The organism is Streptomyces camelliae (assembly GCF_027625935.1).
GTDB lineage: Bacteria > Actinomycetota > Actinomycetes > Streptomycetales > Streptomycetaceae > Streptomyces > Streptomyces camelliae.
The window spans coordinates 5973138-5989199 of the sequence record NZ_CP115300.1 but is presented as its reverse complement, the minus strand read 5'-3'; the positions used below and the strand labels follow the sequence as shown (position 1 = coordinate 5989199).

The 16062-nt window shown below is 70.9% G+C and carries 18 protein-coding genes; 3 read left to right on the top strand and 15 right to left on the bottom strand.

Annotated elements, in window-relative coordinates; genetic code table 11:
• Positions 1–37 precede the first annotated feature (37 nt).
• From O1G22_RS27435 to O1G22_RS27380, 12 genes are all read right to left on the bottom strand, one after another.
• Positions 38–538 carry a 3-hydroxyacyl-ACP dehydratase FabZ family protein gene (locus tag O1G22_RS27435; protein WP_270083758.1) on the bottom strand — a complete coding sequence of 167 codons (501 nt, stop codon included), beginning with the start codon at positions 536–538 and terminating at the stop codon, positions 38–40.
• Positions 535–939: a 3-hydroxyacyl-ACP dehydratase FabZ family protein gene (locus O1G22_RS27430; RefSeq protein WP_225096434.1), complete on the bottom strand. Its 405-nt coding sequence runs from the start codon at positions 937–939 to the stop codon at positions 535–537. Before O1G22_RS27430 ends, O1G22_RS27435 begins: the two co-directional genes overlap by 4 nt.
• On the bottom strand, positions 939–1652 hold the full coding sequence (locus O1G22_RS27425) for an SDR family oxidoreductase (RefSeq protein ID WP_270083757.1): 714 nt from the start codon (positions 1650–1652) through the stop codon (positions 939–941). Before O1G22_RS27425 ends, O1G22_RS27430 begins: the two co-directional genes overlap by 1 nt.
• The gene (locus O1G22_RS27420; RefSeq protein ID WP_270083756.1) at positions 1649–2386 is read right to left on the bottom strand and encodes an HAD family hydrolase; all 738 of its coding nucleotides are present in this window, start codon (positions 2384–2386) and stop codon (positions 1649–1651) included. Before O1G22_RS27420 ends, O1G22_RS27425 begins: the two co-directional genes overlap by 4 nt.
• Positions 2386–3345, bottom strand: a complete 960-nt coding sequence (locus tag O1G22_RS27415) for an AfsA-related hotdog domain-containing protein (RefSeq protein ID WP_270083755.1) — start codon at positions 3343–3345, stop codon at positions 2386–2388. Before O1G22_RS27415 ends, O1G22_RS27420 begins: the two co-directional genes overlap by 1 nt.
• A complete protein-coding gene (locus tag O1G22_RS27410) occupies positions 3342–4430 on the bottom strand; it encodes a beta-ketoacyl synthase N-terminal-like domain-containing protein (RefSeq protein ID WP_270083754.1) in 1089 nt (362 codons plus the stop codon). The genes O1G22_RS27415 and O1G22_RS27410 overlap by 4 nt, the downstream gene beginning before the upstream one ends.
• Entirely contained in the window at positions 4427–5683 is a 1257-nt protein-coding gene (locus O1G22_RS27405) for a beta-ketoacyl-[acyl-carrier-protein] synthase family protein (RefSeq protein ID WP_270083753.1), read from the bottom strand. Before O1G22_RS27405 ends, O1G22_RS27410 begins: the two co-directional genes overlap by 4 nt.
• Complete coding sequence (locus tag O1G22_RS27400; protein ID WP_225096428.1) at positions 5680–5961, bottom strand: acyl carrier protein; 282 nt, start codon at positions 5959–5961, stop codon at positions 5680–5682. Before O1G22_RS27400 ends, O1G22_RS27405 begins: the two co-directional genes overlap by 4 nt.
• Before the next feature lie 50 nt (positions 5962–6011).
• Positions 6012–7049, bottom strand: coding sequence for a ketoacyl-ACP synthase III family protein (locus O1G22_RS27395; protein WP_270083752.1), 1038 nt, complete (start codon positions 7047–7049; stop codon positions 6012–6014).
• Between the two features lies 1 nt (position 7050).
• A complete protein-coding gene (locus O1G22_RS27390; protein WP_270083751.1) occupies positions 7051–8430 on the bottom strand; it encodes an MFS transporter in 1380 nt (459 codons plus the stop codon).
• A 78-nt stretch (positions 8431–8508) separates the two neighbouring features.
• Positions 8509–8868, bottom strand: a complete 360-nt coding sequence (locus O1G22_RS27385) for an acyl-CoA thioesterase (RefSeq protein ID WP_270086560.1) — start codon at positions 8866–8868, stop codon at positions 8509–8511.
• A gap of 44 nt (positions 8869–8912) precedes the next feature.
• On the bottom strand, positions 8913–10121 hold the full coding sequence (locus tag O1G22_RS27380; RefSeq protein WP_270083750.1) for a serine hydrolase domain-containing protein: 1209 nt from the start codon (positions 10119–10121) through the stop codon (positions 8913–8915).
• A 179-nt stretch (positions 10122–10300) separates the two neighbouring features.
• Between O1G22_RS27380 and O1G22_RS27375 the strand changes: the two genes are divergently transcribed.
• Entirely contained in the window at positions 10301–10825 is a 525-nt protein-coding gene (locus tag O1G22_RS27375; protein ID WP_270083749.1) for a cysteine hydrolase family protein, read from the top strand.
• On the opposite strand, the gene O1G22_RS27370 is transcribed toward O1G22_RS27375, so the two are convergent.
• Together O1G22_RS27370 and O1G22_RS27365 are read right to left on the bottom strand one after the other, a co-directional pair.
• Complete coding sequence (locus O1G22_RS27370) at positions 10812–11207, bottom strand: PPOX class F420-dependent oxidoreductase (protein ID WP_225096422.1); 396 nt, start codon at positions 11205–11207, stop codon at positions 10812–10814. The two genes, O1G22_RS27375 and O1G22_RS27370, sit on opposite strands and share 14 nt — an antisense overlap.
• A gap of 50 nt (positions 11208–11257) precedes the next feature.
• Entirely contained in the window at positions 11258–12703 is a 1446-nt protein-coding gene (locus O1G22_RS27365; protein WP_270083748.1) for an FAD-dependent monooxygenase, read from the bottom strand.
• Between the two features lie 194 nt (positions 12704–12897).
• Between O1G22_RS27365 and O1G22_RS27360 the strand changes: the two genes are divergently transcribed.
• On the top strand, positions 12898–13848 hold the full coding sequence (locus O1G22_RS27360; protein WP_270083747.1) for a UbiA family prenyltransferase: 951 nt from the start codon (positions 12898–12900) through the stop codon (positions 13846–13848).
• A gap of 267 nt (positions 13849–14115) precedes the next feature.
• On the opposite strand, the gene O1G22_RS27355 is transcribed toward O1G22_RS27360, so the two are convergent.
• On the bottom strand, positions 14116–14820 hold the full coding sequence (locus O1G22_RS27355) for a helix-turn-helix transcriptional regulator (protein ID WP_225096419.1): 705 nt from the start codon (positions 14818–14820) through the stop codon (positions 14116–14118).
• Positions 14821–15070: 250 nt separating this feature from the next.
• Between O1G22_RS27355 and O1G22_RS27350 the strand changes: the two genes are divergently transcribed.
• Entirely contained in the window at positions 15071–16030 is a 960-nt protein-coding gene (locus O1G22_RS27350; protein WP_270083746.1) for a D-2-hydroxyacid dehydrogenase family protein, read from the top strand.
• Positions 16031–16062 lie beyond the last annotated feature (32 nt).

Here is a 16062-nt window from a genome sequence, read left to right as displayed (position 1 = left end):
TTGAGAATGTTGGGAATCTTGAGAATCGTGGGACATCTCAGCTGCCGCTGACGTAGCCCTCGAACGAGTCGGCGGGGCGCAGCAGGGTGATGGCGCGTTCGACTTCGAGGACGGTACGGCCGTCCCCGGCCCGGGAGACCCCGGCGAACGTGGCCGTCTCCTCGTCCCGGTCGACCAACTCCACGGTGTGTACGAGCAGTTCACCGGCGCGCGCCGCGTCGGGCACCCGCACGCCGCGCGCCGATCCGAAGATCAGCAGCTGACGGTCGTCCGGGTCGGTCTCCCGCATCAGGAGCAGCCCGCAGGCCTGGAGGAACGACTCCAGGGTGAGGCTGGCGGGGAACCGGCCCGGCCGGGAGCCGCCCAGGTGGGCGTCCAGCTCGTGGTAGGTCACGGCCTTGGTGGCCTCAAGGGCGCCCGGCGTGTGCCGGACGATCCGGTCGACCTGGAGCGCCGGGTAGCCGTAGGGCAGCAGGTCGCCGGGGTCGGGCAGCCCGTCGGAAAGGGCCTGGGCCTGGGTCTGCGTCGGGGTGGTCATGTCCGGCTCCTCCACGTCGCGGTGATGCGGGCGATGCGCCGGCCGCCGCTGCTGCACGTGGCCTTGGTGACCAGGCTCGTACGGTCGCCGCTGACCGCGACCTCGAACGTCACCTCGTCGCCGGCCAGCGCCGGGCGGCTGAACCGGGCCGAAGCGAGCTCCACCAGCTCGATACCGCCCAGGGCGCCGTCGAGGTGCAGTTCGAGCATCTGCTGGAGGCTCTCGATGAGGAACACACCCGGATACACCGTCAGAGACGGGAAGTGCCCGGCGAGATAGGGGTCGTCGGTGGTGATCGTCTTGCGGCCGATGAAGCCTCCGTCGACCGCTTCGACGCTGTCCACGGCCACCAGCGGCATCCGGCGCGCGTCGGGCCGTACGGGAATCGTCGCCGCGCCCATCAGACGCCCATGCCGACGCCGCCGCCGATCGGGATCGAGGCGCCGGTGATGAAGCCGGCGTCCTCGGAGACGAGGAAGGAGACCAGTGCGGCCACCTCCTCGGGCCGGCCGGTGCGGCGCAGCGCCGTCTGGGAGACGATCTCCTTGCGTCGCCGGTCCGACAGGTCGGCGATCATGTCGGTCTCGATCAGGCCCGGCAGTACGACGTTGGAGGTGATCCCGGCCCGGCCGAGCTCCCAGGCGAGGGAGCGGGCGACACCGATCAGGCCGCTCTTGGAGGCCGAGTAGTTGACCTGGCCGGGCGATCCCCACAGCGCGACGATGGAGGACACGAAGACGAAGCGGCCCCACTTGTTGGCCAGCATGTCCGACACGGTCTCGCGGGCCACGTTGATGGAGCCGGTGAGGTTGGTGTCGAGGACCTCCTGGACGCCCTCCTGGGTCTGGGTGAGCAGCAGGCCGTCGTTCATGATGCCGGCGCAGTTGACGACGATGTCGATCTCGCCGACGATCTCACGGGCCTGCTCCACCGCCGTGCGCACCGACTCCGGGTCGCGCACGTCGCACTGGACGAAGGAGACGCCTTCGAGTTCGGGCCGGGTGGTGCGGGCGGTGCCGACCACGCGGTAGCCCTGCTTGTTCAGGTCGCTCGCGATCGCCGCGCCGATACCCCGGCTGGCTCCCGTGACGAACACCGATCGACTGGTCATCATGCTGCTCCTTGGTGTGGTGCGCCTGCGCGCACGAGGTGGTGGGGTGCGCCGGAGCGCACAATCGCGTCGATCCGCTCGATGGCGGCACGCGTGGACCCTCCGCCGCCGAGCACGCCGACCCAGCCCGCGCGCCGCGCACCGGCGACGTTGTCGTCCAGGTCGTCGACGAGGACGTTGGACTCGGGGGGCAGGCCGGAGCGTGACTCGGCGTGGCGGAACATCCCGGCGTCGGGTTTGCGGGCCTGGAGGTCGCAGGAGAGCAGGACCTCGTCGAACAGCTCGTCCCAGTCCAGGAAGTCCGTGAAGTGGTCCTTCCAGTCGACGGGGAGGTTGGAGATCACGCCCACGAAGGCGCCCGCCTGCCGCCATGAGCGCAGGGCGGCGAGCCACTCGGGGTCGATCCGGCGGTCGCTCCACCACTCGGGGCCGAGCCCGGACAGGTCGGCGCGCACGCCGAACCGGGCGGACAGCTCCTGCTCGATCTCCGCCGCCCACTGGCGCTCCGAGAGGATCCCGGAGTCCAGTACGGCCATCCCGTCCGGGCAGCCGTGGCGGTCGGCGATGACGCGCAGGCACTGCCCGAGCTGTTCGGGAGTGAACGGCTTGCCCTCGCAGTAGGCGCGCAGTCCCTCCCGCAGCGGCGGGGTCATCACCCCGCGGAAGTCGGTCCAGATCGCCGTCCCCGTCGCGGTCCTCGTCGCCGTCTTCGTCGCGGTCCCCCTCGCCGTCCTCATCACGCCTGCCTCTTTCCGCCGGGGACGGGGGCCAGTGCGAACGACATCCGGGTGACGACCAGGTCGCCCTGCACGCAGTTCACGTCGACCCGCTGCTCGCCGGGCCGGGCCACGAGCCGGATCGGCGCGTCGAGTTCGGCGAAGTTGTCGAAGCCGGCGCGCACCGCGGTGACCAGGTGCCCGGCGGGGTCCGGCGTGCCGGACAGCGCCAGCTGCCGGCCGGCCTCGATGAGCACCATCGCCGGATAGTGGTCGTAGTCGTGGTCGAAGAGGCTGCCGTTGCCGAAGTCCGGGGCCAGGTCCGCGACCAGGGTGCCCGCCTCACGCCGTACGCCGGCGATCGCCACGTCGGCGGCCTCGGTACGGGCCACGCTGGCCGGTGTGCTGAGGGCGGTCCGGGGGCCGGCGGCGGAGCGCAGGGCCGCCGTGGTCGGGGCGGGCGAGCCGCCCCGCTGGTAGGCCCGCAGCTCCGGGTAGCGGCCCTTGGGCAGGCCCTGCACCGCCATGGACGTACGGACCACGGTCCGGCCGGAGCCGTCCGTGCCGCGCTGGTGGTACGTGATCTGCTTCGGCGAGCCGTCGCCGCGCAACCGGAGTTCCTCGAACTCCGACAGGATCGTCAACTCTCCTTCGAGGCCTGCCAGTTGTGCGGGCTCGGTGATCTCCATGTCGATCGAGTTGAAGAAGAACGCGATGTCGGACGAGAGGTCCTCGAACTCGTGTGCCGCGCTGAGCGCCGCCTGGCGGCAGGCCTCGATCAGCAGCAGGGCGTCCAGCCAGTGGGTTCCCGGGTGGTCGCGGTAGTAGGGGCTGAGGTCCGTGGTGACCGTCGTACCGCCGTAGCCGCCGTCCTCGGCCCGCCAGGGCGGGGAGACCAGGATCTCCTGTTCGTTGGCGCGGTGGACCAGCTCCCGGCGGACGCGGGTGCCGGGCGCCGTCGCCACGGGGGTGGGGCTCATGCGTGCTCCTCGATGGTGAGCACGGCCGCGGCCACCGCCCCGGACTCGTCGACCCCTGTGATCAGCACGCCGGTGCCGGGCCGGCCGAGGGCGACCGCGGCGGCGAGCTGCATGGCGCCCAGGGCGCCGCCGCACTCGCCGACCGCGGCCCGCACGTCCACGCGTTCGGCGTCGACGTGGTCGAGGGCCGACTCCTCGGCGGTCTGCAGAGCCGTTCCGACGTTGCCGGGCAGGACCAGGTCGATGCCGGTGCCGGCGGCTTCGGCCGCCGCCCGCGCCCGGTCGACCGCGCGGCGCAGGGCGGCGGTGCGGCCGGCCTGGGTGCGCTCGGGGGCGAACATCACCTCGCAGGCGGTCACCGTGGCCACGGCCGGCGAGGCGTCCGCTCCGGCGGGTTCGAGGGCGACCAGGGCCGCGCCTTCGCCGATGAAGACGGACTCCTGGACCTCCTTCTTCAGCCGGATCCCCCACGCGGTGTGGGGCGACAGCTCCTCGACGCCGCCGACGAGCATCCGCTCGGCGTGACCGCAGCGGATCAGCCGGGCCGCGTAAGCCAGCGCGGACAGGGCGCTGACGGTGCCGTTGGCGAGGGTGGAGTTGGGGCCGCGGAAGCTGTGCCAGATCGCTATCTGGCTGGCGCAGCAGTTCATCGTGGTGTTGGGGAAGACCGCCGGGTTGACGAGGTCGGTGCCCTTGCCCTCGATGATGTCGATGTCCAGGTCGACGCTGCTGCGCAGGCTGCCGACGACCGTGCCCATGGCGATCCCGGTGGACGCCCAGGACGCCTCGCCGATCTCGGCCCGCTCGTCCAGCGACCGCTTGAGCAGGGTGGCGGCGGCGAGGCCGAGCTTCGTGGTGCGGTCGAGGTTCTTCGTGCCCTTGCGCGGCACATAGTCGGTGATCGTGAAGTCCGGTACGGCCGCGACCTGGCCGGGCAGGCCCTCGTACTGGGTGATGTCCTCGGCGGGCGCGCCGCCGGGGGCCGCGCCCGGCTCACGGAGCCGGGCGCGCAGGGCGTCCAGGCCGACACCGGCCGCGGACAGCACCGACACATCGGAGATCTGGAGTTCTGCTGCCGCGCTCATCGCGGTCCCTCCCCCGCGCCGACGGGCTCGCCGTCGGCATAGGCGCCGAAAATGGTGATGGCGTTGTTGCCGCCGAAGGCGAAGCCGTGGTTCTGCGCGACGCGTACCGCGGCTCCCTTGGCGCCGTTGCCGACGAAGTCGATGCCCTCGCCGAACGCCGGGTCGACGGTGCGCAGGTTGATGGTGGGCGGCAGGAAGGCGTCCTCGATCGCCTTGCAGCAGGCGATCGCGCCGAATCCGCTGGCCGCGCCCATCGTGTGGCCCAGCATCGACTTGATGGAGCTCATCGGCGGGTGCTCGTCGCCGAACACCAGCCGGGTCGCCGTGACCTCGGTGATGTCGTTGGTCGGCGTGCCGGTGCCGTGGGCGCAGATGTAGTCGACGTCCTCGGCGACGATGCCCGAGTTGGCGTGCGCCCGCCGGATGCAGGTGGCGATGGACTCCGCGTCCGGGTGGACGATGTGGTGGGCGTCGCAGCTGAGCCCGTAGCCGAGCAGTTCGGCGTAGATGTGGGCGCCGCGCCGCTTGGCGTGCTCCAGTTCCTCCAGGACCAGCACCGCGCCGCCCTCGGCGGTGACGATGCCCGAACGGTCCTGGTCGAAGGGCCGGGGCACCCCGTCGGCGACCGCGCCGAGGCTGAGGAAGCCGGCGTGGGTGAAGCGGTTCACACTGTCCGCGCCGCCGGCCACCATCACGTCGGCCTCACCGGCGATGATCTTGTCAGCGGCGCTGCCGATGGCGTAGTTGGCGGCCGAGCACGCCGTCGGGATGACGACGGTCTCGCCGTACAGGCCCAGTTCGGTGGCCGCGGCGGCGGCGATGTTGCCGGCCGAGATCCGGTGGGCCACGTCGGCGGAGAGGGTGCTCGGGCCGCCGTCCAGCCACTGGTGGGTCAGGGTGTCGACGGAGGGTGCCTCACCGTTGGTGGTGCCGATGATCGCGCCCGCCGTCGCCCGGGTCTCCTCGTCGAGTTCGAGCCCGGAATCGTCCATCGCGAGCCGGGCCGCGGCAGCCGCGAAGTGGGCCGTACGTCCCCAGTCGTCGAGGTCGATGGTGCGGACGATCGCGGCGGGGTCGAAGCCCTGCACCTCGCCGGCCAGCCGGACCGGGAAGTCACCGGCGTCGAAGGACGCGATCTCGGAGACTCCGCTCAGACCGGCCTTGATGCCCTCGGTGAACTCCTCGACGCCGGTGCCGATGCTGCTCACACATCCCATGCCGGTGACGACGACCCGGCGTGCCGGGCGCGTCACTGGTCGCCGCCCTTGCCGTCGCGGATGTCGATGATGCGCTGCACGAGGAGCTCGACGGTGCGCAGGTCGACGGCCTGCTCGCGGGGCACGCGGATGCCCAGCTGCTTGTTGACGCGGGCCAGGACCTGGATGAGGCCGAGGGAATCGGCGCCGTAGAACTCGATCAGGTCGGCGGCGCCGTCGACCTCGTCGGGCTCGGCGTCCAGCTCCAGCTCGTCGACGATGATGTCGAGGGTGGTCTCGCGGATGGTCTCGTCGGAAACGAAAGCAGTGGTCATTTTTCTTCTTCCTTCGGTGGGTGTGTCTTCTTCGTGGAGGGGTGGGTGGGTCAGGCGACGGACTCCAGCACCAGGCAGGACCAGGTGTAGCCGCCGCCCGCGTTCACCACGACGGTGATGTCGCCGGGTTCCAGGGCGTGTTCGTCGTGGGTGTCCTCGATGTTGGCGCCGACGTCGGCGACGCCCAGGTGGGCCGTGCGGTCGCCCCACCAGACCAGCTTCTCGGCGCCGAAGAGCGGGGCGAGCTGGGCCCGGTAGACGGTCTCGAAGATCTTTCCGCTGAGCCGGGGCACCGAGACGACGCGGATACGGCTCTCGCCGCCGTCGAGTCCGGCGTCCTGCAGGGCCTGGCGCACGCACCCCGTGAGGGCCTCACGGGAGCGGCCCATGAACCCGTCCATGCCGTACTGCGTGAGGTACGCCTTCTTGGCCGCCTTCAGATCCACCCGGCCGCCGTCCCGCAGGGCGGGGCCGGGGGTCGCGGTGTATCCGGACCGGTTCATCTCTTCGAGCTCGGGGGCCGCCTTGCTGGCGATCGAGACGATACGGAAGGCGCCCCGCGCGGCCGGCTCTCGCGAGACCAGCATCGCGGTGCCCGCGTCGCCGTGCACACAGCCGTAGTTGAGGTTCCAGCGGTCGACCTGCGGGAACTGCATGGCGTCGGCCGCCGTGACGGCGCCGGTCCGGATGGTGTCGTCGGCCCGCATCGCCCGGACGGTGAGTTCGAGCGCCGCCATCGGGGCGTTGCACCCCTGCGAGAGATTCATCGGTACGGCGCCCAGGGCACCGGTCCGGTGGGCGACGTAGTGCGCCGCGCTCCAGATGTCGAAGCCCTGGTGCCACCATCCGCAGTGGATCAGCAGGTCCACGTCCGAGGCGTCCGTGCCGGTCGACTTGAGCGACTGGCGCAGGGCCTCCACGGCCATGTCGGCGGCCGGTGCGTTCTCGTCGAAGACGGGTACGTCCGGGTTGCCGATGGTCTCGTCGAAGTCGCGGACCAGCCCCTGCGCCAGCGCCTCGGCCACCGGGACACGCGTGGCGGGATAGGACACCGCGCAGCCGTTGAGGTACAGGTCGCCGATGAACATGTCAGTCCCCGGTCTTCTGCGTGAGGGCCGCGCCGCCGAAGAGCAGGAGCAGGGCGCCGACCACGAGGTAGGCCGCGGTCACGGTGACGAACCCGAGGTTCATGTCGCCGCCGGCGGCGAAGCTGATGAACACCTGGCCCAGGACCGCCGTGCCGACGGCGACCGAGGTCTGCTGGGTGGTCGACATGATCCCGCTGCCCGCGCCCGCCTGGTCCGGCGGCAGGGCGGTGAGGATCGTGCGGAACACCGGCGGGATGAACAGGCCGTTGCCGACACCGATGAGGAACATCGCGAGGATGAGCTCGTAGAAGTGCAGGTGCGGCCACCACGCCTTGGCGGCGACGATCAGCAGGGCCAGACCGGCGACGAGGAAGCCGCCGCCGACGTTCACGGTGCGCATGCCGAACGTGCCCATGACCTTCGGTGCCCGCAGCGAGCCGAGGAAGGCGCCCACGGCCAGCGGTGCCACCGACAGGCCCGACTCCACCGCGCTCATGCCGTTGCCGTCCTGGAGGGCGAGCGGGACCGCGAAGGAGAAGCCGCTGAAGACCAGGAAGCCGGAGCCGAGGACGAGCAGACCTCGGTTGACCGGACGCAGCCGGACCAGCGACGGCGGGATCAGCGGGGTGCGCCCCTGCTGTTCCAACTTCCGCTCGTAGCGCCACAGTACGACGCCGGCGACGACCGCGAGCGCGATCAGCGCCCAGCACCACACGGCCCAGTGCACCTGCCGGCCGACGCTGAGCGGGATCAGCAGCGCGAGCACGCCGACGCCGAGGAGGACCGTGCCGCCGAGGTCCATGGGCTGGTTGGCGGCGGCCTTGGTGTCGGGCACCTGGGCCTTCGCGCCGATCAGGGCCAGGATGCCCAGCGGGACGTTCACCAGGAAGATGGGCCGCCATTCCAGGCCCGCGATGTTCGCCCAGACGAGGACGCCGCCGAGCAGCTGGCCGGCCGCGGCCGACAGGCCGCCGATCGCACCGTACAGGCCGATGGCGCGGGTCTTGGCCGAGTCGGCCAGGGAGGTCTGGATCGTGGAGAGCGCCTGCGGGAGCAGGAAGGCGGCCGATCCGCCCTGCAGGACCCGGGCGACGATCAGGGAGTCGATGTTCGGTGCCAGCCCGCAGGCCAGCGAGGTCAGGGTGAACGCCAGGACGCCGATCTGCAACAGGCGCCGGCGGCCGTAGCGGTCACCGAGTTTGCCGCCCAGCACCAGGAGGATGGCGTAGGCGATGACATAGCCGCTGACCACGAACTGCGACACCGAGGCGTCGGTGTGCAGGGTCGACTGGATCGACGGCAGGGCGACGTTGACGATCGACGCGTCGATCATCGTCAGGGCCGCGGCGACCAGGACGATGGTCAGGCCCAGCGTGCCCATGGTCGATTGTGCTGGGCGTGGGGGGGCTTTCGACACCACGGTCGACATGGAGGATTCCCTTTCTTGGGGGGACGGGAGCTACAGGCGTTCTCCGCTGGCGGCGGCGAGATGTTCGCGCAGCCGCGGACTCATGGCGTACGCCTCCTGCTTGACGAGGTCGAACATCACCATCCGGCTGACGGCCTTGACGCTCACCTGCCGGGCGTTGTTCAGAACCCGGAAATTGAATTCGAAGCTGGACCGCCGGACATTCGAGGTCCACACCTCGACGTTGACCGGGTCGAGCGAGTACTGGAGCGGACGCAGATATCCGATCTCATGGGCCGCGACGACCGCGGTCTCCCCGTCGAAGACCCCGCTCGTCATGAGCCATCTCATACGGGCTTCTTCGATGATCCGGACGACTTCACAGTTGTTGACGTGACCGTAGGAATCCATGTCGCCCCATCTGAGCGGGATTTCCACGGGCAGTGATCTCGTGTTCATCGGCAGGCCTGGTAGACGAACTGCCGCAGGCGATTGGTGACCGGCAGGGTGCGGGACGGGAACAGCTGCGGTGAGACCAGGGCGGCGACGCCCGACGCGGGGTCGATGAAGAAGTTGGCGCTGCTCATCGAGAGCCAGAAGTACTCGCCCTGACGCGTCAGCAGATGGGTCTCGCGCGGTGACTCGACCGTCATGAAGCCCAGTCCGAAGCCGGCGCCGGGCATCAGTTCGTTGACGGCGGGCACGGCCCAGTTGCCGAATCCGGCGCCCAGCGTGATGTTTCCCGGCAGATGGTTGCCGCGGATCGACTCGACGGTCAGCGGCGACAGATAGAAGTCGGAGCCGCCGGCGATCCTGCCGCCCGCCGCCAGCATGCCGAGGAACTTCATGTAGTCGGCGACCGTGGTGTAGATGCCGCCGCCGCCCGACAGGAAGACCGGCTCCTCGGTGGGGTAGACGCTCGCCTGCGGGTTGTGCTCGATGCCGCCGTCGGCGGTGGGGCTGTAGATCTCGGCGTACCGGTCCTTGTTCCGCGGGTCCACGCGGAAGCCGGAGTCCGTCAGGCCCAGCGGCTCGAAGAACGACTCGCGCATGAAGACGTCGAGGCGCTTGCCGGAGACCACCTCGATGACCCGGCCCAGGACGTCGGTGCTCACGCCGTAGTTCCAGCCCGTGCCCGGCTGGAAGCGCAGCGGGAAGGAGGCCCAGGCGTCGACGGCCTCGGCGAGGCTGGTGCCGGCCGGCGGTTCCACCGTGTAGCCCTGGCCCACGTACAGGGTGTCCACGGCGTGCGACTGGTGGGCGCCGTAGCCGAGGCCCGCGGTGTGGGTCAGCAGGTGCCACATCCGGATCGGCTCCAGCAGGCCCTCGGTGACGGGGGCCGCGGGCAGTCCGGTGCGGTAGACGCGCTGGTCACGGAAGGCCGGCAGATAGTCGGCCAGCGGGTCGTTCAGACCCACCAGGCCGTCCTCGACCAGCTTCATGAAGGCCACCGAGGTCATCGGCTTGCTCAGCGACCAGGTGCGGAAGATGCTGTCCGCCGTCATGGGAATTCCCTCGGCTATGTTCGCCATTCCGCCGGAGGATTCGTACTTCACCTCCCCGTGCTGCGACACCATGGCCGAATATCCGGGGATCTTTCCCTCGGCGGTCAGCCGGCCGAAGTACTTCCCCAGACCGTCCAGACGATCCGCCCTGAGCTCCATGTCTTTTCATTTCCTTTCCGAGGACCGGGAATTGTGTTCTCGACCGCGAGCTCTACATTACGAGGGGTTCGGGCCCCCTGGTTCGGAACTGCACCCTAGGGTGCAGTGGAAATCTCGTTGATCATTTCTGCTAGCCTTCCGGCCCGAACTCAACTGCTCTGGGGGAGAACATGCAGAACATGACCGAGACCCGTGCCGCGCTGATACTCGTCGACCTGCAGCACTGGATCCTGGGAATGCACCCGTGGGAGCCGACGCCCGCGGCGGCGCTCGTCGATGCCTGCGCCCGGCTGCGCGAGGGCTTCACGGAGGTGGTGCTGGTCCGTCACCTGCATGCCGACGGCTCCGACGGCGGGCCCGAGGCCCCTGCGGGCCGGCTGCACGAGCGTGTCGCACCGGGACCGGGCGACCTGGTGGTCGTCAAGCACGGCCTCGACGCGTTCGAGGGGACGGATCTGGGGGCGCGGCTGGCCGCGCGGGGGATCACCGACGTGGTGATCGCCGGCCTGTCGACGGCGCACGCAGTGGCCGCCACGGCCCGGACGGCGCTGGCATCGGGCTACCGGGTCACCCTGGTCTCCGATGCCACCACCACGGTCTCGGCCGCCGAACAGGACCGGGTCCTCGGTCAGTTGGCCGCGGCGGGTGCCGCGGTCCGCACGACCGAGGAGATCCTGTCCGGACGGCTCGTCACTGGTAGCTGACGGCCGTCGGCCGGACCACGTACACCACGCGGTCCTTGACGTCCTGGGGCAGCCGGCCGTTCAGCTCCCTGCTGTAGCGGTCGGCCAGTTCCACGAAGAACGCGCCGGAGGAGTCGTCGTCGACGCGTTCGACGACACCGCGGATCTCCAGATAGCGGTACGGCTCGTCCGGATCGTTGATGGACACGGCGACCCGCGGATCGGCCGTCACGTTCCGGTACTTGACGCGGGTCCTGGTGCTCGTGAAGCGCAGATGGGTGCCGTCCCAGGAGCACCACATCGGATTCACCTGCGGGCCGCCCTGTCCGGCCCGCGTCGTCGCCAGGTGGGCGAAGAGCGGCCGCTCCAGGAGGTCGCGGTGGCTTTCGGGTATGAGACTCATCAAGTGCCTTTGTTTTGTTGCTGGTCGGGTGAGTGATTCGGCTTGGAGCGTCAGCGCGCCGGGCCGAACCAGGTGGTCAGGGCGTGAGGCAGGGTCACATCGGTCGGGGCCGCCCAGGCCACATAGCCGTCGGGGCGCACCAGCACCGCGTCCACGCCGTCCAGGCGCGCGTCCGTGTGCCGGGCCGGTACGAGGTCGACACGGCCGGCCCACCCGGCCGCGGCGGAGCGCAGCGCGGGGTCCTCGGTCAGGTCGAGCAGGACGCCCCGGCCGGAGTGCAGCAGCCGGGACATACGGGTGTCGCCGTCGGCGGTCTTGAGGTCGGCGTCCGGCATGCGCGCGCCCGTCAGCGGGTGGGCGCCGTCGACCGGGTAGCGCACGTCGAGCGCGCTGACCAGGCCGGTGAGCCGGCGGTTGACCTCCTCGGCCCGGATCAGCTCCGCGAACAGCTCGCGCAGGGCGTCCACCGCGTGTCCGGGGCGGCTCAGCGCGACCTGGGCGTGGGTGTTCTGCAGCACGCGCGCGCCGACCGGGTGGCGCTCGGTGTGGTAGCTGTCCAGCAGGTCCTCGCCGGCGTGTCCGTGGACGGCGGCGGCCAGCTTCCAGCCGAGGTTCACCGCGTCCTGCACACCGAGGTTCAGGCCCTGTCCGCCGGACGGGTTGTGGATGTGCGCGGCGTCCCCGGAGAGGAACACGCGGCCCACCCGGTACCGGTCGGCCTGCCGGGCGGCGTCGCCGAACCGGGACACCCAGATCGCGTCCCGCATGCCGTGGTCGGTGCCGGCGATCCGCCGGAAGGTGGCCTTGAACTCGTCGAAGGTCACCGGGACGTCCGGGTCGGCCACCGTGTCGTACTCGATGGTCATCGCCCGGTACATCCCGGACTCGTACTCCAGCACCCCGGCCTGCCCGCCCGGGTGCCGGGCCAGCAGCGCCGGTGTGGCCGGGGGGTCGTCGAGGGTGACGTCGGCGATCATCGCGGTGAGCGTGGCCGGGGTGCCGGGGAAGTCCACGCCGAGCAGCCGGCGCACGGTGCTGCGGCTGCCGTCGCAGCCGACCAGGTACCGGGCCCGCAGCGGCGCGCCGCCGGCCACCTCGATGTCGACGCCGTCGGCGTCCTGGGCGAGACCGGTGACCTCGGTGCCGTACCGGATCTCCACGCCCAGTTCGGCGGCGCGCTCGGCGAGCAGTCGTTCGGTGTGCGCCTGCGGGATGAGCAGCATGTACGGGTGCCGCGTGGCGGAGGCGTCGAACTCCAGCGGCCGCAGCCCGGCGAAGTGCGTGGTGGGCGCCCGCTTGTGACCCTCCAGGAAGCGCTCGGCGAGGCCCCGTTGGTCGAGCACCTCCAGGGTCCGCGCGTGCATGCCGAGCGCCTTCGAGTGCGGTACCCGCTCGGTGAGCCGTTCCAGCACCAGCACGTCCACGCCGGCCAGCCGCAGCTCGCACGCCAGCATCAGTCCCACCGGGCCGCCGCCCGCGATGACCACGTCCGTCATGGCCCACCTCCCAAACCTTCGTCGGTCCAATGGCGCAAGGCTTCGGTGCCTGCCTCGGACGGTCATCGTGACGGCTTCCCGGGCCGGTGCACGGCCGGAACGGGGGCGACTGCAACCAAGGAACCATGCGGGAAATTCGGGGGGATGCACCCTAGGGTGCAGATGCCTCACCCGGCGCCGGAGAGCCTCGTAACGTGATCGTCGTGGCCGAGATAACCGACGGAATACTCATCTCCAAGGCGCGACCCAGCCTCGTCTTTCGTTACGCACGTCTTTCTCTGGTGGAGGCGCGCCCGACCGTTCAGATCGTCTTCCTTCTGCGGTACGCATTGGGCACCGCATTCACCTCGCGTCAACACGGGCCGAACCCGGAGCAGTTGGTCGTCGGCGCTCTCGCCTGGTGGCTGGCCGTGGTCGCCGCCTACCTCATCAATGGCGTCATGGACGTCAAGGAGGACCGCGCCAATGGGTCCGTCCGGCCGATCGCACGGGGGGATCTGCCGGAAAGGACGGCCGCTTTCCTGACCGCGGGCGCCACCGCGGGTTCCCTTCTCCTTTCGCAATTCGTTCCCGGACTCACGATCTGGACTGCGGCATTCCTCTTGCTGGGCTGGATCTATTCGGCGCCGCCTTTTCCCGCGAAGCGCTGGAGCAGTGCGTGCGCGGTCGTGGTGTTCGGTCTCGGCTGGACCTCGTTCGCGGGCGGTGCTGCCACCGCCGGCGGCGGGCTGGACACGGCCGGACTCGTCTTCGCCACCGTCATGAGCGCCTGGATGGCCCTGGTGGGATCGGTGGTCAAGGACCTCAGTGACGTCGACGGGGACGCCACCGGCGGGCGCCGTACCGTGGCGGTACGCCATGGCGCCTGGCTGGCGCGGGCGCTCGGTGCGGCGGGCGCGCTGGCCGTCGGTACGGGCGGGGTCCTGGCGGCGCTGCGCTGGGCGCCGTTGACGCTCGCGGCGATGGTCCCGGTGGCCGTCGGAGCCGTCTGTGTGGTGGTGCAGATCGTGCGCACCGCCCGGATCGAGGGCGCGGACAAGCACACGCGCCGCAGCGCCTACCGCGCCTTCATGCGCACCCAGTACACGGCGAACCTCGTCATGGTCGCGGCCCTGGTGCTGCACGCGACGACGACGATGCGGTGAGCCACGGACCCGAAGCCGGGCACACACCGACGGCACGGACGTCAGCCGGGCCGGACACGCCGGAGCCCCGGCCGGAGCGAGGGACATGACCCCGCGCCCGGCCGGGGCCCGGCCGTTTCGGAACCCGGTGCCACCGTCGGCCACGGGCACCCGGGCCCAGCCGACTCGGACCCGGCGCCGCGCCCACCCGCACCACGGCACCCGGGCCCAGCCGGGCCGGAACTCGGTGCCGCCGGCCACCCCGACGACACCTCGGAGCGGAGCGTCTCAGCGCCGCCCGTAAGCCTTGTTGATGGCGTCGATCCGGGATTCGGCCTGGAGCTTGGCGTAGATGTTGTTGAGGTGCCGCTTCACGGTCGCCGTCTCGATGCCGAGGTCACGGGCGATCTGGCTGTTGGTCATGGCTCTCGCCACCCTCTCCAGCACCTGTCTCTCACGCTGCGACAGCCCCGCGCAGGCGGCCGACTGCACCGGGGTCTCGCCGGAGGCGTCGGAGCGGGCCTCCTCCTCCGCCGGCTCCTCGGGCAGCGGGGGCGGCGCGGCGTCGTACCCGACGGCTCCGGCGTAGAGCCGGCTGCCCGAACTGGCCCGGAACGCCGTGCTGATCACCAGCAGCGCGGCGGTGCGCCGGGCCGCCGCCTCGCAGCTCACGGCACTGCGCACGGCCGGCTGCATCGCGCTCCACAGGATGTCCACGGCACGCACCGACTCGGCCACCGCGATCCCCTGCGTGGCCCGGTCGACGCCCACCAGATGCGAGTACCTGCGGGCCTCGGCGGGCGGCGACGGCTGCTCGCCCATCAGCGCCGTGACACAGTCCTCGACGATCGCCTGCGCCTGGTCGCGGCACTTCGGCCACGCCTCCTTGCGCGTCGCCAGCGGACTGCGGACCGCCCGCAGCGCGCTCTGATAGGAGCGGACGATGTCGGGAATCGCTGTGCGCAGAAACTGCGCTGCAGCCGGATAAGGCACGGGTCCCCCTGTCTCGATGCCCCACCCCAGACGGGGCATTTTTCTTCATGGCGCCGCATTCCCGCGCATCGCTGGGCCGGAGGCGGCAACCCCCTAAGGTAGCGCCGCACAGTTCGTCTTGATATCGCCTTGTGATCCGCCTCACGAACGAAATGGGGATGCACGTTCCGCATCCCCACGAACCCACCCGCCCTCCGCATTGCCCCTGCCCCGCGGGTTAGAGTCCCCGAACGGGGAAGGGAGAATCGACGTGCGACTTCGCTGTGCGGTACTGGACGACTTCCAGGGCGTGGCCACCGAACTGGCGGACTGGTCGGTGATCGAGGACGAGGTCGAGGTCGTCGCGCTGCGCGAGCACCTCGCCGACGAGGACGCCCTCGCCGAGGCCCTCGGCGGCTACGACATCGTCGTCACCCTGCGCGAACGGGTCCCCTTCCCCGGCACCCTGCTCGCCCGCCTGCCCCGGCTCAGGCTGCTCATCGCCTCCGGCATGCGCAACAGCGTCATCGACTACGCCGCCGCCGAGCGCCACGGCGTCACCGTGTGCGGCACACAGAGCTCGGGCATCCCGCCCGCCGAGCTGACCTGGGCGCTCATCCTCGGGCTGGCCCGCGGGATCGTCCAGGAGAACACCGCGCTGCGCACCGGCGGCCCCTGGCAGTCCACCGTCGGCGCCGATCTGCACGGCGCCCGGCTCGGCATCCTCGGCCTCGGCCGGATCGGCGGCCGGGTGGCCCAGGTCGGCCTCGCCTTCGGCATGCGGGTCAGCGCCTGGAGCCCCCGCCTGACCAAGGAGCGCGCCGCCGGGCAAGGGGTCGAACTGGCCAACTCCAAAGAGGAGTTGCTCGCCGGCAGCGACTTCGTCTCCGTGCAGGTGCCCGGCGGGGACGCCACGCGCGGCCTCATCGGTGCCGCCGAACTGGCCCTCATGAAGCCGACCGCCTATCTGGTCAACACCTCCCGGGCATCGGTGGTCGACCAGGATGCGCTGCTGGCCGCGCTGCACGAGGGCCGGATCGCGGGCGCCGGCGTCGACGTCTTCGACATCGAGCCGCTGCCCGCCGGCCACCCGATGCGCACCGCGCCCCGCCTGCTCGCCACGCCCCACCTCGGCTATGTCTCACGGTCCAACTACACGACGTACTACGGCCAGGCGGTGGAGAACATCCAGGCCTTCCTGGCCGGTGCGCCGGTACGCCGGCTGCCCTAGAGACGTCGCGGGGAGGGTGAAAAGGGTGATCC